The following is a 16,078-nucleotide window of genomic DNA, read 5'->3' as shown; positions in this document are numbered from 1 at the left end:
CGCCGGAGCCGCGCGTGCAGAGACTGATCGTCTGGATGGCGCGGCGGCCGTGGCAGGTCGTGCTGCTGACGCTGCTGCTCAGCGTCGCCGCGCTGCTGGTGATCGTCGATCCGGCTGCGCGCACGCTGCGCCTGCAGATCGATCCGTCGATCGAGCGGCTGCTGCCGGCCCGCGATGCCGACCGTGCGCTGTACGACCACGTGCGCGCCAGCTTCGGCAATGCCGACCCGGTGATCGTCGCGGTGCAGATCGAGCCGCTGTTCAGTCCCGAGGGCATGGCCACCGTCGAGCGCCTGAGCCGACGCTACGCGGCGCTGCCCGGCGTCAGCGCGGTGCTGTCGCTGGCCAGCGCGCCGAACCTGCATGCCAGCGGCGACGAGCTGGAAGTCAGCCCGTTCACGCAGCAGGCGCGCGAGCATCCCGAGCGCATCGCCGGCTTCGCGCAGCGCATCGCCGAGAATCCCCTGTATCGCGGCACGCTGGTATCGGCGGACGGCCGCAAGGCGGCGTTCGCGCTGGTCGCCGACGGCGTCAGCGAGCAGCAGTTCCTGAACGACGACTATCCGGCGCTGATCCGCGCCGCGACGCGCGAGGTGGTCGGCGACGCGCCAGTCTGGATCACCGGCACGCAGGTCGGCCGTGCGGCGACCGCGCGCGCGCTGATCGATGCGCTGAAGTTCACGGTGCCGGCGGTATTCGCGATCATCGTCGGCCTGCTGCTGCTGGCCTTCCGCAACGGCCGTGCGACCCTGGCCGCGGCGCTGACCGTCGGCCTGACGCTGCTGTGGACGCTGGCCAGCGCGGTGCTGCTGCGCATGCCGTTCAACCTGGTCACCGCGATCGTGCCGGCGCTGGTCGTGACGCTGGGTCTTTCGTACACGATCTATCTGCTGTCGGCCTACTTCGGCGCGTTCGGCCGTCCGTGGCTGCGCCACGACCGCGCGGCGCGCACGCGCTGGGTCATCAATCGCTCGGGCATCGGCCTGGTGCTGTCGGCGGCGACCACCTCGGCGAGCTTTCTGGCGCTGCTGATCAGCGCGCTGCCGGCGATCCGCCATTTCGCGGTGCTGGCGGCGCTCGGCTCGCTGTACGGCGCGCTGCTGGCGCTGAGCTTCCTGCCGTCGCTGCTGGCGCTGAGCGGCTGCTCGCGGCGCGAGCGGCCGCCGCCGGGCGAAGCACTGTTCACCGCCGCCGCGATCCGGCTCGCGGCCTTCGCGCAGCGTCGGCGCGCCGCCATCATCGCCCTGGCGCTGCTGCTGATTCCGGTCGGCGGTCTGTTCGCCACGCGCATTCATGCCGGTGCCGAATTCAGCAAGAGCTTCGCCGAGCGCAGCGTGGTGCGCCGCGACTTCGAAGCCATCAATCGCGAGTTCGACGGCGCCAGCCTGATCTCGATCCACATCGACACGCACGTCAACGATGCGCTGACCGATCCGGCGCTGATCGCCCAGCTCGACGCGCTGCAGCAGTGGTTGCGCGCGCAGCCCGAGGTCGGCTCCGCAGTGTCCTACGTCGATCATCTCAAGCTGCTGAACCGGGCCTTCCACGACGACGATCCGGCCGCCTTCGCGATCCCGGACAGCGCCGCGGCGGTCAAGCAGCTGCTGGTGTTCGGCGGCGGCGACGCGATCCGCCATGTCGTCGATCCGCGTTTCCGTTCGGCGCTGATCCAGTTGCGCATCCGCGTCGACGGTTCGCGTCCGGTCGAGGATCTGGTCGCGCGCATCAACCAGCGCCTGCAGGCGATGCCGCCGCCGCTCAACGGCGTCGTCACCGGCAGCCCGGTGCTGGCGACGCGCATGGTGCAGGCGATCGCCGCGGGCCAGTTCCTGTCGATCGCCGTCGCCACCACCGCGATCTGGCTGCTGCTGGCACTGATGTTCACCTCGGCGCGCGCCGGCTTCATCGCGCTGCTGCCGACGGTCGTGCCGGTGGCGATCTACTTCGGCACGCTCGGCGTGCTCGACATCGCCCTGTCGCCGACCACCTGCCTGATCGCCTGCATCGTCATCGGCATCGCCGTCGACGACACCATCCAGTTCCTGGCGCGCTTCAATGCCGACGCGCGCGCCGGCGCCGCCGAGGCGCCGGCGGTGTCGAGCGCGCTGGTCGCCGTGCTGCGGCCGGTGACGCTGAGCACGGTGGCGCTGTGCTCGGGCTTCATGGTCTTCGCCGGCAGCTCGCTGGCGACGCAGGTGCAGTTCGGCCTGCTGTCGGCGTTCACGCTGTTCCTGGCGTGGATCATGAACATCACGCTGACGCCGGCGCTCGGCAGCAAGCTGCGCATCGTCACGCTGTGGGACATCCTGCGCCTCGATCTCGGCGCCTCGCCGCAGTACACGATCCCGCTGCTGTCCGGCCTGTCGCTGCGCCAGGCGCGCGTGTTCGCGCTGCTGTCGAGCCTCGAAAAGCATCCGCCGAACACGCTGCTGATCCGCGAGGGCGATCTGGCGCGCGACATCTACGTGGTGCTCGACGGCCAGCTCGAGGTCTGGGTCGAACGCCACGGCGAGCGCAAGCGTCTGGCGACGCTGACGCGCGGCGCGGTGATCGGTGAGGCCGGCTACTTCGGCCAGCGCCGCACCGCCAACGTCGACACGCTCGGCGCGGTGCGCGTGCTGCGCTTCGATTCGCAGGACCTCGAACGCCTGCGCCTGCGCTATCCGCGCATCGCCGCGCTGATCCTGCGCAATCTCAACCGCATCCAGGCCGAGCGCCTGGCGCGGGCGACGGCGATGCTGCAATAGGCGGCGTACGGGCGTACGGGCGTACGGCGGACCGGCAATCGCCATTTCCGCGGCGCTCCCCGCTAGGCTGGGCTCCCATGAAAGCAGCAGGCCGCGGCACGGCCGGCATGCAAGGATTTCGAAAAACTGCGAGGAGCGCATCATGAGCCTGAAGGGCAAGACCCTGTTCATCACCGGCGGTTCGCGCGGCATCGGCCTGGCCATTGCCGTGCGCGCGGCGCGCGACGGCGCCAACGTCGCGATCGCCGCCAAGACCGCCGAGCCCAATGCCAAGCTGCCGGGCACGATCTACTCGGCGGCTGCGGACATCGAGCAGGCCGGCGGCCGCGCGCTGCCGATCGTCTGCGACCTGCGCGACGAGGCGCAGCTGGCGGCGGCGGTCGAGAAGACGGCGAGCACCTTCGGCGGCATCGACATCCTCGTCAACAACGCCAGCGCGATCTCGCTGACCGGCACGCTCGCGACCGACATGAAGAAGTACGACCTCATGAACGGCATCAACGCGCGCGGCACCTACATGGCCGGCCGCCATTGCCTCCCGCATCTGCAGAAAGCCGCCCGGGAGCGCGGCGGCGCGCACATCCTGACGCTGTCGCCGCCGCTCGACATGCGCGCCAAGTGGTTCGCGCCGCACGTCGCGTACTCGATCGCCAAGTACGGCATGAGCCTGTGCACGCTCGGCTGGGCCGAGGAATTCCGCAAGGACGGCATCGCCGCCAATTCGCTGTGGCCGCGCACGGCAGTGGCGACGGCGGCGCTGAAGCTGGCCGGCGGCGATCCGGTGGTGCGCGCGTCGCGCAAGCCGGAGATCATGGCCGACGCCGCCTACGTGATCCTCAACAAGCCTTCGCGCGAGTTCACCGGCCAGTTCTGCATCGACGACGTGGTGCTGCATGGCGAGGGCATGCGCGATTTCTCGATGTACACGGCCGTGCCGGGCACGCCGGAGTCGGCGCTGGCGCCGGATTTCTTCCTGCCGGACGATCTGCCGAAGTTCCACTGACGGAGCCGTACCGGCGGGCCGGCGCGCCGCGGCTTGCGCAGCGTGCCGGCCCGCCTTGACGTGCGGCAGCGCCGCACTACGCTTGGCGGCCGTCTCCCGCGTCCGTATCCACGCATTCCATGTCCCGCTGGCGTCCGCCGTCCGAGAAGTCCTCGCCGTACATCACCGCCGAGGGCCACGCGCGCCTGAAGGCCGAGTTCGAACAGCTCTGGCGCGTGCGCCGGCCGGAAGTGGTGCGCGCGCTGTCGGCCGCCGCCGCCGAGGGCGACCGCAGCGAGAACGCCGAGTACCAGTACCGCAAGAAGGAGCTGCGCGAGATCGACGCGCGCCTCAAGTATCTGACGCTGCGCCTCGAAGACGTGAAGATCGTCGAGATCAAGCCCTCGCGCGACGGCAAGGTCTTCTTCGGAGCCTGGGTCGAGCTTGCCGACGAGGCCGGCGAGAGCCGCCGCTATCGCATCGTCGGCGCCGACGAGACCGACTCGGCGCGCGGCTGGATCAGCGTCGACTCGCCGGTCGCGCGCGCCGTGCTCGGCCGCGCCAAGGGCGAGATCGTGAAGGTGCGGCTGCCGTCCGGCGAGACCGAGTTCGAGATCGTTGCCGTCAAGTACGCGGAGGACTGAAGCGCACTCAGAGGCGGTGGCTGAACAGCAGCCAGCTCAGATAGGCGATCAGCGCCACGATCACCGGCACGAGTAGCGCCAGCAGCCGCCGCGACAGGCCGACGACCTGGGCGCTGCGCGCCTGCAGCGTCTCGGCGCGCTCCTGCAGGCGTTCCGCGCGCTCGGCCTGGCGCTGCACCAGCGCGAGCTGTTCGCGCTGCAGTTGCAGCGCCTGCTCGGCATGCGCGAGCTGACTGCGCTGCTGGTCGCGGATCTCGATCAGCAGCGCCAGTGCCGCCGTCCATCGCTCATCGTTCATCGTCGTGTCTCGTATCGCCCGACAGCGGGCCTGTCTACCTTGGCCGGCGCCGCCGGCCGCCGCTGGACGCATGCCTGACGGGCGCTACTTCTCCCACAGCGGCGGCGGGTCCGGCAGCTGCGCCGGCAGGTCGACGACCGGCACCGCTTCGAGGCGCGCGCTGTTGGCGCCGATCTTGGCGGCGATCCACTCGCGCAGCTGCCTGCGGTTGTCGGCGATCACCGGCTGCTCCGGCGCCAGCCGCGCGGCGCGGTCGAGCAGCTGCAGCGCGGCGTAGACGTCACCGTTGCGGGCGCGCGCGGCGGCGAGATTGTTGAGCTGCACCGGGTCGAACGGGTTGTCGCCGAGCGTGGCTTCGAGCGAGTCGACCGCCTGCGAGACGCGGCCGGATTCGAGCAGCGATTGCAGCTGCGCCGAACTCGGCGCGGGGCCCTGTGCCGGCGCCGCGAGCGGCGCCAGCAGCAGACCGGCGAGCGCGGCCAGGGCCGGCGATGCGGAACGGATCGGCTTCATGGCAGCGGTCCCTTGAAGACGTTGGGCGCGTTGGGCTCGGGCGGCAGCGGCTGCACGCCGGAGAAATACCAGCGCAGATAGCCGAGCAGGACCAGTTCCTCGTAATCGCGGGCGTTGTCGACGCTCAGCGTGCCGCCGAGCGAGAGCCGTTCGGTCAGGCGGTACTGCGCGGCGCCACCGACGCGGTAGGCCAGGCCGCTGTTGTTCTGCGAGGCATAGCCGGTCGCCAGGTTCGAGGCTGGCTCGGAAGCGGCCAGATCCTCCAGTTCCTTCTGCAGCGAGCCGTTGTTCGGGTACAGCGCCGCGCCGTCCTCGCGGAAGCTCTGCAGGCCGAGCGCGAGCTCGGCGCGGTAGCTGAGCGCCCCGTAGGTGCCGGTCAACGAGATCGGCACCGTGACCGCGCCGAAGTACTGCGGACTGAAATAGCCGCCGTGGCCGAAGCTGAAGTAGCGCAGGTTCTTGTCGAAGCCGAGCGCGGTCAGGTTGAGGCCGACGGTCAGGGTCTGCGAGCCGCGCTGGTAGGCGCGAATGAACAGGCCGCCGCCGATCTCGTATTCGCTGTTCTCGTCGACGTTGCGGCCGGTGTAGACCGAATAGCCGCCGTTGCCGTAGAGCCCGTAGCGGCCGAAATCGTAGGCCGCGTCGAAGCGGCCGCCGGTGCGCGTCACGCCGCCCCAGTCGTGACCGGTCAGCGGGTCGTAGGCGCCGGCGTACGACAGCAGGCTGTCGGTGACGGCGCGCCGCGAGACGTCGAACTTGAGGCTCAGATCGCCGAACTGCGGCGCCCACTGTAGGCCGCCGACCAGATTCTCGATGCTGAAGCCGACCGGCGTCGTGCCGAGATCGGCGCTGAAGTCGGCGATCTGCCAGGCGGCGGCGAGCGCGATGCCGCTGTCGGACTGGTCGAGCTCCTGGGAATCGCCGTTGATCAGCGCCAGCGTGCCGAACTTGAGCAGGTTGTCGCCGGACACCGTGCTGGCGTCGAGATAGACCGGCCGCACGCGCAGGCCGATGCGGCCGGCGCGCCACTGGCGGCTGGTCCAGTCGATCGGCGTTTCGAGATCGTAGAGCTGGCCGAGCCCGGATTCGCCGTTGCGCGAGCGGCTCATGAAGCCGCCAAGGGCCCAGCCGCTGACCTGCGCTTCGAGCCGGTCGATCGGCTTGACCTGAGTCTCGTCGTAGGGCGCGACCCATTCCGAATCCGGCGCCGGCGCGCGCAGCCGGCGTTCGAACTGCAGCGCCAGCGGCGCGCCGTAGCGCGCGCTGCTGGCGCCGGCGAGCTCGCGGCCGCTGCCGCCCTGCAGCTTGGCGTCGAGACGGTAGCCGCCGTAGCGCGCATCGGCCGGCGGCACGGGCGCGGACGCCGGCGCGGCGCTGCGCGCGGCGGCCGGCAAGGCCGGCGTCGCCGGCAGCACCGCTTCGCTGCCGGCTTCCGGCGCGCGCGGCAGCAGCGGCCCGACCGGCACGTCCTCGCCGCGCAGCATGTCGCGCAGCGGCTCGGGCAGCAGGCGCGCGTCGCCGCTGGCCGGATCGATCAGCACCAGATCCGGCGGCTGCGCGCCGTAGGCATCCTGTTTCTGGGCGAGCAGTTCGGCCTCGCGATAGTGGCCGAGCGCTTCGGCCTGACGGCCGCGCTGTTCGGCGAGGCGGGCGGCGGCGCGGTGCGCGGCGACCGGATCGCTGCCGCGCTGGAAGGCGAGGTCGATCCAGCGCGCGGCGCTGTCGCGGTCCTGGGCGGCGAGCGCGGCGTCGATCGCCGCATACAGCTGCTCGTCGCTCGGCTCGGCCGACTTCATCAGCGCGCGGCCGATCGCCAGCGCCTTGTCGGGTTCGCCGGCCGACGCGAACAGGCGCGCCAGCGCCATCTGCACGCGCGGCTGATCGGGATAGCGGGCGACGACTTCGCGCAGCTGCTTGTAGGCGGCGCCGAAGTCGCCGCGCTCGCGGGCACGGTCGGCGAGCTTGATGCGGTAGCCGACGATCAGGTCTTCGAGCGTGCGCGACTGCGCCGGCGTCAGGCCGCCGCGCTGGATCAGCGTGGTGCTGACCGCCTCGAACTCGGCGTCCTGGTCGATCTGCAGCAGCAGCGCCGCGTACTGGATGCGGTCGCCGGCCGAGGGCTCGCCGCGCGACGCGAAGCTGCGCCGCAGCACGGCGACCGCGCGCGCCGGATCGCCGAGCGCGGCCCAGCCCTGGGCCAGCGCACTGGCCAGCGCCGGATCGTTGCCGGCGCCGTCGACCGCGGCGCCGAGCCATTCGGCGGCGTGACTGGCGTCACCGCGCTGCGCGGCCTGCGTGGCGCGCTGCACCTGGTAGCGGACCCAGGCCTCGCGCTGCAGCTTGCGCGCGTCAGCGTTGCGGTCGGCCGGCGCCAGCCGTTCGAGCGCCTGCAGCGCCTCGTACCAGCGCTGCGACTCGGCGTAGGCGTAGGCCTGCGCGAGGCGCGCCTGCGCGGTGTTGCTGGCCGCTTCGACCATGGCGTCGAGCAGCGACTCGGCTTCGGCGTCGCGGCCGATGCGGCGGTAGAGGCGGGCGAGGTCGAGGCGCACCCACGGCGATTCCGGCGCCGCGACCAGCGCCTCGCGCAGCTTCTGCTCGGCTTCGGCACTGCGGCCGGCCTGCAGCAGCGCGGCGGCCTGCTGGCGCGCGATCTCGGCCTGCGCGGTGCGGAACTCGATGCGCGAGGCTTCCGGCGCGGCGGCCAGCAGACGGCCGGCTTCGTCGTTGCGCTGGCTGCGGATCAGGACGCCGGCGAGGCCGCTGACCAGCTCGGGCTGATTCGGATGCGCTTTCAGCGCTTCGCGCAGCTTCTGTTCGGCGAGCGTCGCCTTGTCGTTGGCGATCAGTGCGTCGGCATAGGCGCGCACCACCGAGGCCGGTGCGCCGCCCGGCGGCGGCGCGGCGAGGGCACTGGCGTAATCGGTCTCGGCCTGGCGCGTATCGCCGTCGGCGGCGGCCTGTTCGGCGCGGCGCACGCGGCCCCAGAAGGTCGCGGTGCGGCGCGCCTCGCGATAGCGCGGTTCGAGGCCGGGCTTGGCGCGGATCGCGGCGTCGAACAGGCTGCCGGCCTCGGCGAAACGCTGCTGGCGCAGGCGCACCAGCGCGAGTCCGGCGCGGGCATCGGCGACATTGCCGGCGTTGCGGCCGATCAGGCGCTCGAACGTCGATTCGGCGACCGCCAGTTCGCCGTCGTCGAGCGCACGAAAACCATGCGCGAGTTCGGCGTCGGCGGCCTGGCCGGCCTCGGCGACGACGGCGCCGGCCCGCGCCTGCTTGAGGGCGTCGAGCTTGTCGGCGATCTCGGCGTCGCGGCCGACGCCGTCGAGATAGGCCTGGTACAGCGGCTGGTCGGCCGGCGTCGCCTGCAGCCAGACCAGCGCCTGACGCCAGGCGCGACGGGCGTCGGCACCATACTTGGGATCGCCGGCCAGCGTGCGCAGGCGCTGGATGCCCTCGCGGCGCGAGGCGGCGCGGTAGGTCAGCACGCGCGCATAGGTCAGCGCGTAGCGGGTGTCGCCGGCATTGCGCTGCGCCAGTGTCGCCAAGGCGTCGCGCGCCTCGCCGTAGCGGCGTTCGACGCCGGCCATCGTCTCGTAGTACTCGAGCGCGGTGACGTCGTCCGGCGGCGTGCTGCCGCCGAAGGCCTGCTCGTAGGCGGCGACCGCGTCGGCGGCCTTGCCCTGCTGGCCGAGCGCGCGGGCGCGCGCCAGCGTCGCCGGTGCGCCGCCGCTGAGCAGCTCCTGCTGGGCGCGGCGCAGCTCGGCCGAGTCCGGCGCGACCTGGCGCAGGGTGTCGAGATAGCGGCGCGAGTCGCTGGCATTGCCGTTCTGCTCCTCGAGCACCGCCAGGCGCGCCAGCGCGCGGGCGTTGCGCGGATCGGCGGCGAGCACGCGCTTCCAGCTTTCGCGCGCGAGGTCGGGGCGCTGCTTGGCGTCCCAGAACTCGGCCTGCTGCACCAGCTGGGCGACGGCGCCGTCCTGCTGGGCCAGCGCCGCCGGGATCGGCGCGGCGCCGAGCAGCAGGCCCGAGCAAAGGCCGAGCGCGACGCGATGCCGTGCGACTTTCATTGCCATGAAGGAATCACTCTGCCGTGGGCGTCGAAGCGATAGCGGCCGTCGACGTAGCCTTTGCCGAACAGCGTCAGCACCTGATCGTAATAGCGCGCCGGCTTGCCGTAGAGGCCATCGACGCGGCTGGCGGCCAGGCGTGCGCGGGCCCGCTGGTAGCTGTCCGGATCGCTGACCGTCAGCAGGTACGGCAGCAGCGCCGCATAGAAGCCGGGCGGCGCCTCGCCGCCGACGCCGCTGTTGCCGGTCGTCCATTTCTCCGGCGCGCGCTTGAGTTCGACGACCAGATCGTGGAAGCCGAGCAGGGCGACGCGCATCTGCTGCGCGTGCGGATTGTTGATCGGCGCCAGGCCAGCCCACAGGTAGGCGCGGATCGCGTCGTAGCTGCCGACGCCGCCGGTCTTCGGGTCGACGACGATGCGGTCGGTGCGCCACAGCGTCCAGTCCGGCACGCGGCCGAGCGGCGCGATCTGCGGCAGCAGGGCGACGTAGTCACGCAGCAGGCGCAGCCACGGACCCTGCGGGTCCTCGTTCTGCAGCGCGGCGAGCTGCAGCGGCATGTAGTAGCTCGGATTGATGCGCACGCTGTTGTCGTCACCGACAAAGCCCTGCGGGCCGGGCAGCAGCAGATACGGTCCGCCCGGCATGCGCACGACCTCGCGCGCGGCGATCTGCGCGAGCAGCGCGCGGCCGGTGGCGCGGTAGTCCGGCTGCTTCCAGAGGCGGCCGGCCTCGATCAGCGTGTAGGCGAGCCAGAGGTCGGCGTCGCTGGCCGGATTGGCGTCGACGATGCCCCAGCTGCCGTCGTCGCGCGCGCCCCAGTGCCAGGCCGGCAGGTTCTGGCGCAGGTCGCCGTAGGCGAGGTTCTTCTCGGTCCAGTCGAGGATCTGCGCGAAGCGCTTGCGGTCGTTGGCGACGAGCGCGAAGAACAGCGCGTAGGCCTGGCCTTCGGACACGGTGCGCGCTCGCTCGGTCCAGTCGATGACGCGGCCCTGCACGTCGATGAAGGCGTCGTCGAACGCGCGCCAGTCGTCCCAGACCGGCGGCGGCGCGGCGCGCGCGGTCTGCGCGCTCAACAGCGTCAGCAGGCAGACCAGCCAGCGCATCGGTCGGATCATCTCGGACGGTCTCGGCTCGGCCGGGGCTCAGATCTTGTGGGCGAGGCGCTGCGCGGCGCGACGCCGCATCAGGCCCATGACGACGAACCCGAGGATGATGACAAGCAGCAGCGCCGTTGGCCAGATCAGGTACGGGTGGAGATTGAACCAGCGGCGCAGCGCGAACCACCAGGGCAGGTGGCCGACGTCGTAGTGCTCGCCGAGCTCGTAGCCGCTGAGCTTGCCGCCCTGCACGATCGCCAGCGCGCCGCGCATGAACTGCGCGGTGCCGGCGTCGGTCAGCGCCAGCGCGGCGTCGCGCACGTCGCCGTCGCGGCCGGCGGTCAGCAGCACCACGCTGCGGCCGCGCTGCAGCGGCGACTCGAAGCCCTCGATGGCGGCGAAGCGCTGGCCGGCGTCGACCAGCACATGGCTGGCGTGCTCGCGTGCGGCGCCGATGTCGTGGCCGCGCAGCCAGCGCTCGTTGAACGCGAGCAGCGTGCCGATCGGCGCCAGCTCGATCTGCTGGCCGTCGAGGCGCAGCGGCATGCGGCCGATCCAGTCTTCCGGCAGGCCGAGGCGGTCGAGGCGTCCGACCAGCAGGATGTCCTGGTCCTTGATCGAGGCCAGGCCGTCGGTGGTGGTGACGCCGACGCGGGTCGCCGCGTCGCCGGTCCAGCGGCCGAGGTGGCTGACGGCGATCAGCGCCGCCGAGATTTCCTCCTCGACCGGTGCGGCCGGCAGCACGATCGTGGTCTCGCCGAGATCGGAGAGCCGCGAGTACGGATAGCCGCCGTCGGCGAACTTTTCGAGCGCCGGCATTTCGGCGAAGTGCGCGTAGCTGCGGATCTCGACCGTCGAGTCCGGATCGACCGAACCCTGCAGCGCGGTGACATCGAAGTCCTGGCAGGCGCTGTTGGTGTCACGGCGGAAGTGATACTGGGCATCGAGCCGATCGCGCGCGCGCAGCAGCGCCGGCGGCACCGTCAGCTTGAGCGTACGGCTGCTGTCGACCGCTTTCGCGCCGTTCTTGCGGTCGAGCGAGACGCCGCCGATGAACTGCTCGTTGAACAGCACGTTGAGCGAGGAACTGACCGCCGACACCGGCGCGGCGCGGTACTTCAGCTGCACCTGCACGCTGCTCTCGGACAGCGGGTAGAGGTCGGGCGGCAGCGCGAACTCGAAGCTGATCGGTCCCGGCAGCAGGCCGGTGACCGACAGCGGACCGATCGCCCCGTCGGCGAGCCGGAACGGCCGCGACGGGTCGATCCACTGCGGGCCGACCCAGGGCTGGCGCGGCGCCGGCAGCTGCAGGCTGCCGATCGTCGCCTCGCTGCCGCGCAGCGTCAGCTTGCCGAGCGCCAGGGCCGCGGCGGCCGTCACCAGACCGTCGGCATCGGGCGCGCTGAAGACCAGCAGCTCGTGCCCGGGCGCGCTCGGGTTCTCGAGCACCGACACGCTCGGCTCGCGGCGCGCGCCGAGGCGCTCGAGGCCCGGCCACGGCCCGCCGCCGATCGTGAACAGCACGGCGTGACCGTCCGGCAGCGGCCCGAACGACACCGGAAAATCGGCGCCGCGATAGGAGGCCTGCGCGCCGAACCAGGCGGCGACGATGGCGGCCGCCTTCAGCGTGGTCGCATCCGGGTTGCCGGCGAACACGAACGGCAGCCGCACGCGGCGCTCGTCGCCGGCATCGAACAGCGGCGCCGGCAGATTTTCGAGCGCCGGCGCCTGCGGCAGCGACGCGAAGTTGAGGGTGATGCGGCTTTCGTTGCTGATGTCGGCCCACAGCGTGGTGTGCGCCGGGTCTTCGCACTCATTGGGTTTGGCGTAGTGGGCGACCAGCTCGAAACGGATCTGGTTGTTCGGCAACAGCAAGCGCGGGTCGATCGGGATTTGCGCGATGGCGCCGGACGCGGTCTCGGCGCTGAGCGGAATCGTGCGCAGCAGCTGGTCGTTGATGTAGACGCTCAGGTGGCTGAGGTCGAAGCGCAGCGACGGCGAGTGCGCGTAACGCAGTTCGAGGCTGGCGCCGGTGACGACCTGATCGCTGCGCAGGTTCAGCGGCAGCGAGGCCTGGCCGAACACCGTGCGCAGCTTCAGCGAATAGAGCATGCCGAGATCGCGCAGGCTCAGCGTGCGCGACGCGGCGGTGCCGGCGACGGCCGTGGTCGCCGCAACCGGACGGGCCGCCGGCTCGGCCGCCGGTTCGGCGGCGGCCAGCGCTGTCGCCGCCGCGAGGAGCGCGGCGGCGAGGGCGAGGGAGGTTTTGAACGAACGCATCAGATCATGCTCCGGTCGGAACGCTGCGGATTCATGCGGAACCGGACCGCGCGCTGCGGTCGGCGGTGCGGTTGAAGATCGTGGTGAAGGCCCAGCGGAAGAACGCGCGCGCGCCGCGCAGGCCGTTCTGCGCGACTTCGCCGAACGCGTGCAGCGGGCGATCGCGGTCCTGACGGTCGCGCCACTGCATCCAGGCATCGGCGCGGCCGAACAGCGCTTGCACCAGCGCGCTTTCCTGGGCGATCGACATCGCCTCGTATTCGACGGCGACCATGCGGTGGCCGCAGCGGCGCACCACGGCATCGATCCAGACGTCGTTGCGCTGCGGCATCAGCAATACTTGCAGGCGCTGGCCGGGCTGCAGCGCCAGGCTCTCCGGCGCCTGCAGCGCGGCGCCGCCGTAGGAGACGTCGAGCGTGTCGGTCAGATAGGCCTCGCCGCCGGGCTCGGTGGCGATCGCCGCCGGGATGCGCGTGCGCACGCGCACCGCCTCGCGCACCTGGCGCTTTTCGCTGGCCACGGCCAGCGCGCCGCCGATGATCAGCAGGTTGTAGGCGGTCCAGCCGAGGTTGAGCAGCACGGTGTCCGGATGCGGATTGCCGAGCAGCAGGCGGCCGATGCCGACGCTGAAGCCGGCCAGATTGAGCAGGAACAGCAGGTAGTACGGCTTGGCGATGTCCTTGTCGAAGTAGTCGCGGTCGACGATGCCGCCCTTGGCGGTGACGTTGAACTTGCCGAGCTTGGGATTGATGACGGCCAGCAGGGTCGGGGCGATGATGAAGGTCGCCAGCACCGTCTCGTAGATCTCCGCCCAGAACGAGTGCCGGTAGCGGCCCTGCAGGCGGCTGTTGGTGATCGTCGCCAGCAGCACGTGCGGCATCGCGTAGGCCAGCACCATCCAGCCCTGCGCCTTGATGATGTCGGCGCCGAGCAGCAGGTAGGCGAGCGGCGAGGTCAGGAAGATCAGGCGCGGCACTCCGTAGAAGAAGTGCATCATCGCGTTGGTGTAGCAGAGGCGCTGGCCGAGCTTGAGGCCGCGCATGATCATCGGGTTGTCGACGCGGAAGATCTGCGCCATGCCGCGCGCCCAGCGGATGCGCTGGCCGACGTGCGCGGACAGGGATTCGGTTGCCAGGCCGGCCGCCTGCGGGATGTTGATGTAGGCGCTCTTCCAGCCGCGCGAGTGCATGCGCAGCGAAGTGTGGGCGTCCTCGGTGACGGTCTCGGTGGCGATGCCGCCGATCTCGTCCAGCGTCTGGCGGCGCAGCACCGCGCAGGAGCCGCAGAAGAACGACGCGTCCCAGAAATCGTTGCCGTCCTGGATCAGGCCGTAGAACAGCTCGCCCTCGTTCGGCACCTTGCGGAAGGTGTTGAGGTTGCGCTCGAACGGATCCGGCGAGAAGAAGTGGTGCGGCGTCTGTACCAGCGAGATCTGCGGATCGGCGATCATCGTGCCCATCGTCATCTGCAGGAACGAGCGCACCGGGATGTGGTCGCAGTCGAAGATCGCGATGAAGTCGCCGTGCGTGCGCTTCAGCGCGGCGTTGATGTTGCCGGCCTTGGCGTGCTTGTTGTCGCTGCGCGTCAGATGCGTGACGCCGACCTCTTCGCAGAACTGCCGGAACTCGTCGCGGCGGCCGTCATCGAGCAGATAGATGTTGAGCTTGTCCCGCGGCCAGTCGAGCGCCAGCGCCGCCAGCACCGTCGGCCGCACGACCTGCAGCGGCTCGTTGTAGCTCGGGATGAAGACGTCGACCGTCGGCCACCGCGACGGGTCGGCCGGCAGCGGCTCGGGCTTGCGGTGCAGAGGCCAGGCGGTCTGCACGAAGCCGAGGATCAGGATCAGGTACGCGTAGAGCTCGGCGATGATCAGGCCGCAGGCCCAGAACATGTCCCAGGCGTTGAAGCCGTGCCCGAGCGGCAGGGTCTCGGTCAGGCGCCACCACATGTAGCGGCTGCTGGCCAGCACCGACAGGCCCATCAGCGCCAGCGCCCAGCGATAGTCGCGCAGGCGTACCAAGACATTGGCGGCGACGAGCATGCCGATCGCCGTGAACGACTGCCAGAACAGCGACAGCGGCGCGCTGATCACGGCGTACGCCGGCACGGCGACGGCAACGATCAGCAGGATCACGGACAGCCGCATGCAGGTCCTCCCTGGACGAGTGCGAGCGGGTGGTTAGGAGATGCTGCGCTGATCGCCCGCCGTGCGGCAGAGCGAGCTGAAGACTTCCGGCAGGGGGCGTTTTTGCAGCTGATCGAGGTGCGACGGCAGCGTCACGCGACGCCGCGACGGCAGCTTGAGATCGAGCTGCAACGGCGTGGCGCGCGACGCAATCGCCTGGCGGCGCAGGCGCTCGAACGTGAAATTGAGCGGGCTCTCGTGCACGGCGCGTGGCGTTGCCGCCGGGCGACGAGCCGGTGCCGGACCGACCTCGGTGCCCGGCAGCGGAGGCGCCGCGGCAGGCTGCGGCAGCGAAGCCAGGGGAGGCGTCTGCAGCGGCGGCGCAGACGACGGCGGCGAGGCGGCCGGCGCTTCAACCGCCGGACGGTTCGGCGCCAGCCGCAGATGGGCGGCATTGGGCTTGGCGAACTCGCGGTACTGCAGGCCGCCGATGCTCAAATCGCGCAGCAGCTGTTGCACATCGTCCGAAGATTTCGGTTGATCTGGCATGTCGTTCATCAGATTCCGAATGCCGACTCGTGCGCGAAGCGCAGCCGGTGGACGCCGGGCTCCAGCGCGCCGTCCTCGATCTCCCGCACATCGAGCCGGGCATCGGCGCCGAGTTGCGCCATCCACTCCGCGTAGAGTCCTTCGAGCAGTCCGGGCGCCCATTCTTCGGCGTCGGCGCCGAACCAGTTCTGCAGCGGCGCGCCGCCATGCACGAAGTCGACGGCGCCGGCGACTTCCTCGACCTGCACCCAGCCGAGATCCAGCTCGGCGAGCTTGCGCAGCGCGAACTGTTCGAACTCCGCCAGCGTCTTGATGCTGCCGACCGAATGGCGGCCGGCCAGGCCGCGGCCGACGCGATACAGCAGACCGCGCAGCTGCGGCGCCTGGACCTGACTCGCCAGCTCGCCGCCGAGACCCAACAGTACTTCGGGCGCCGCCGTGGGGCGGGGTAGGCGCTGCAGATATTCCTGCGTCTTGGAGTCCACCGGGCTCGGTCCCTGTGCCATGTGACGGATAGCGATTCGTGATTAGGCCCGAATCGCAGCTGGGCTCAGGTACTGAGCCTGTTGATGCGGAAGATATCGGCATGGTTCTGAAGGAGTCGTGCGATGTCGATGAATCGGGTTCAGTTTCAGAAAGGGCTGTCGCTGGGCGAGTTCATGAAACGCTACGGCAGCGAGGCGCAGTGCATTGCGGCACTGAAGCAGTCGCGCTGGCCGGATGGCTTCGTGTGTCCGGCCTGCGGGGACACCCGGCACAGCGTGTTTGAGCGC

Annotated in this window: 12 protein-coding genes; 4 read left to right on the top strand and 8 right to left on the bottom strand. The window is 70.9% G+C overall.

Translation table 11 applies throughout. The annotated features are described in order from the left end of the window. Positions 1-14: 14 nt before the first annotated feature. From H149_RS0110695 to greB, 3 genes are all read left to right on the top strand, one after another. Positions 15-2,747, top strand: coding sequence for an MMPL family transporter (locus H149_RS0110695; protein WP_245540502.1), 2,733 nt, complete (start codon positions 15-17; stop codon positions 2,745-2,747). Between the two features lie 142 nt (positions 2,748-2,889). Beyond that, positions 2,890-3,750, top strand: coding sequence for an SDR family oxidoreductase (locus H149_RS0110690; RefSeq protein WP_020649749.1), 861 nt, complete (start codon positions 2,890-2,892; stop codon positions 3,748-3,750). A 119-nt stretch (positions 3,751-3,869) separates the two neighbouring features. After that, positions 3,870-4,373, top strand: a complete 504-nt coding sequence (gene greB, locus H149_RS0110685) for a transcription elongation factor GreB (protein WP_020649748.1) — start codon at positions 3,870-3,872, stop codon at positions 4,371-4,373. A gap of 7 nt (positions 4,374-4,380) precedes the next feature. Here the strand turns inward: greB and H149_RS0110680 are convergent, their stop codons facing one another. The 8 genes from H149_RS0110680 to bcsD form a co-directional block, all read right to left on the bottom strand. Beyond that, a complete protein-coding gene (locus H149_RS0110680; protein ID WP_020649747.1) occupies positions 4,381-4,671 on the bottom strand; it encodes a hypothetical protein in 291 nt (96 codons plus the stop codon). Positions 4,672-4,755: 84 nt separating this feature from the next. Further along, the gene (locus tag H149_RS0110675) at positions 4,756-5,184 is read right to left on the bottom strand and encodes a tetratricopeptide repeat protein (protein ID WP_020649746.1); all 429 of its coding nucleotides are present in this window, start codon (positions 5,182-5,184) and stop codon (positions 4,756-4,758) included. Continuing rightward, a complete protein-coding gene (locus H149_RS0110670) occupies positions 5,181-9,257 on the bottom strand; it encodes a cellulose biosynthesis protein BcsC (RefSeq protein ID WP_154654747.1) in 4,077 nt (1,358 codons plus the stop codon). The genes H149_RS0110675 and H149_RS0110670 overlap by 4 nt, the downstream gene beginning before the upstream one ends. Then, entirely contained in the window at positions 9,248-10,369 is a 1,122-nt protein-coding gene (gene bcsZ, locus H149_RS0110665; RefSeq protein WP_020649744.1) for a cellulose synthase complex periplasmic endoglucanase BcsZ, read from the bottom strand. The genes H149_RS0110670 and bcsZ overlap by 10 nt, the downstream gene beginning before the upstream one ends. Before the next feature lie 27 nt (positions 10,370-10,396). Further along, entirely contained in the window at positions 10,397-12,631 is a 2,235-nt protein-coding gene (locus H149_RS0110660) for a cellulose biosynthesis cyclic di-GMP-binding regulatory protein BcsB (protein ID WP_020649743.1), read from the bottom strand. A 31-nt stretch (positions 12,632-12,662) separates the two neighbouring features. Then, on the bottom strand, positions 12,663-14,777 hold the full coding sequence (bcsA, locus tag H149_RS20625; RefSeq protein ID WP_020649742.1) for a UDP-forming cellulose synthase catalytic subunit: 2,115 nt from the start codon (positions 14,775-14,777) through the stop codon (positions 12,663-12,665). A 33-nt stretch (positions 14,778-14,810) separates the two neighbouring features. Then, positions 14,811-15,314, bottom strand: coding sequence for a hypothetical protein (locus H149_RS0110650; protein WP_020649741.1), 504 nt, complete (start codon positions 15,312-15,314; stop codon positions 14,811-14,813). Next, the gene (bcsD, locus tag H149_RS0110645; RefSeq protein WP_020649740.1) at positions 15,314-15,790 is read right to left on the bottom strand and encodes a cellulose biosynthesis protein BcsD; all 477 of its coding nucleotides are present in this window, start codon (positions 15,788-15,790) and stop codon (positions 15,314-15,316) included. Before bcsD ends, H149_RS0110650 begins: the two co-directional genes overlap by 1 nt. Positions 15,791-15,913: 123 nt before the next feature. Between bcsD and H149_RS20620 the strand changes: the two genes are divergently transcribed. Continuing rightward, positions 15,914-16,078: transposase (locus H149_RS20620; RefSeq protein WP_020649739.1), on the top strand; the 165-nt coding region annotated here is incomplete at its 3' end.

Origin of the sequence: Solimonas variicoloris DSM 15731 (assembly GCF_000382285.1) — a bacterium.
Taxonomy (GTDB): domain Bacteria; phylum Pseudomonadota; class Gammaproteobacteria; order Nevskiales; family Nevskiaceae; genus Solimonas; species Solimonas variicoloris.
Note: the sequence above shows the minus strand (reverse complement) of the source record. Positions and strands in the feature narration are given on the sequence as shown.

Bases quoted from the DNA above. Each gene is read 5' to 3' on its own strand.
- bcsZ (WP_020649744.1), bottom strand. From the start codon at position 10,369: ATGATCCGACCGATGCGCTGGCTGGTCTGCCTGCTGACGCTGTTGAGC.
- greB (WP_020649748.1), top strand. From the start codon at position 3,870: ATGTCCCGCTGGCGTCCGCCGTCCGAGAAGTCCTCGCCGTACATCACC.
- H149_RS0110660 (WP_020649743.1), bottom strand. From the start codon at position 12,631: ATGCGTTCGTTCAAAACCTCCCTCGCCCTCGCCGCCGCGCTCCTCGCG.
- H149_RS0110680 (WP_020649747.1), bottom strand. From the start codon at position 4,671: ATGAACGATGAGCGATGGACGGCGGCACTGGCGCTGCTGATCGAGATC.
- H149_RS0110675 (WP_020649746.1), bottom strand. From the start codon at position 5,184: ATGAAGCCGATCCGTTCCGCATCGCCGGCCCTGGCCGCGCTCGCCGGT.
- H149_RS0110670 (WP_154654747.1), bottom strand. From the start codon at position 9,257: ATGGCAATGAAAGTCGCACGGCATCGCGTCGCGCTCGGCCTTTGCTCG.
- H149_RS0110690 (WP_020649749.1), top strand. From the start codon at position 2,890: ATGAGCCTGAAGGGCAAGACCCTGTTCATCACCGGCGGTTCGCGCGGC.
- bcsA (WP_020649742.1), bottom strand. From the start codon at position 14,777: ATGCGGCTGTCCGTGATCCTGCTGATCGTTGCCGTCGCCGTGCCGGCG.
- H149_RS0110650 (WP_020649741.1), bottom strand. From the start codon at position 15,314: ATGAACGACATGCCAGATCAACCGAAATCTTCGGACGATGTGCAACAG.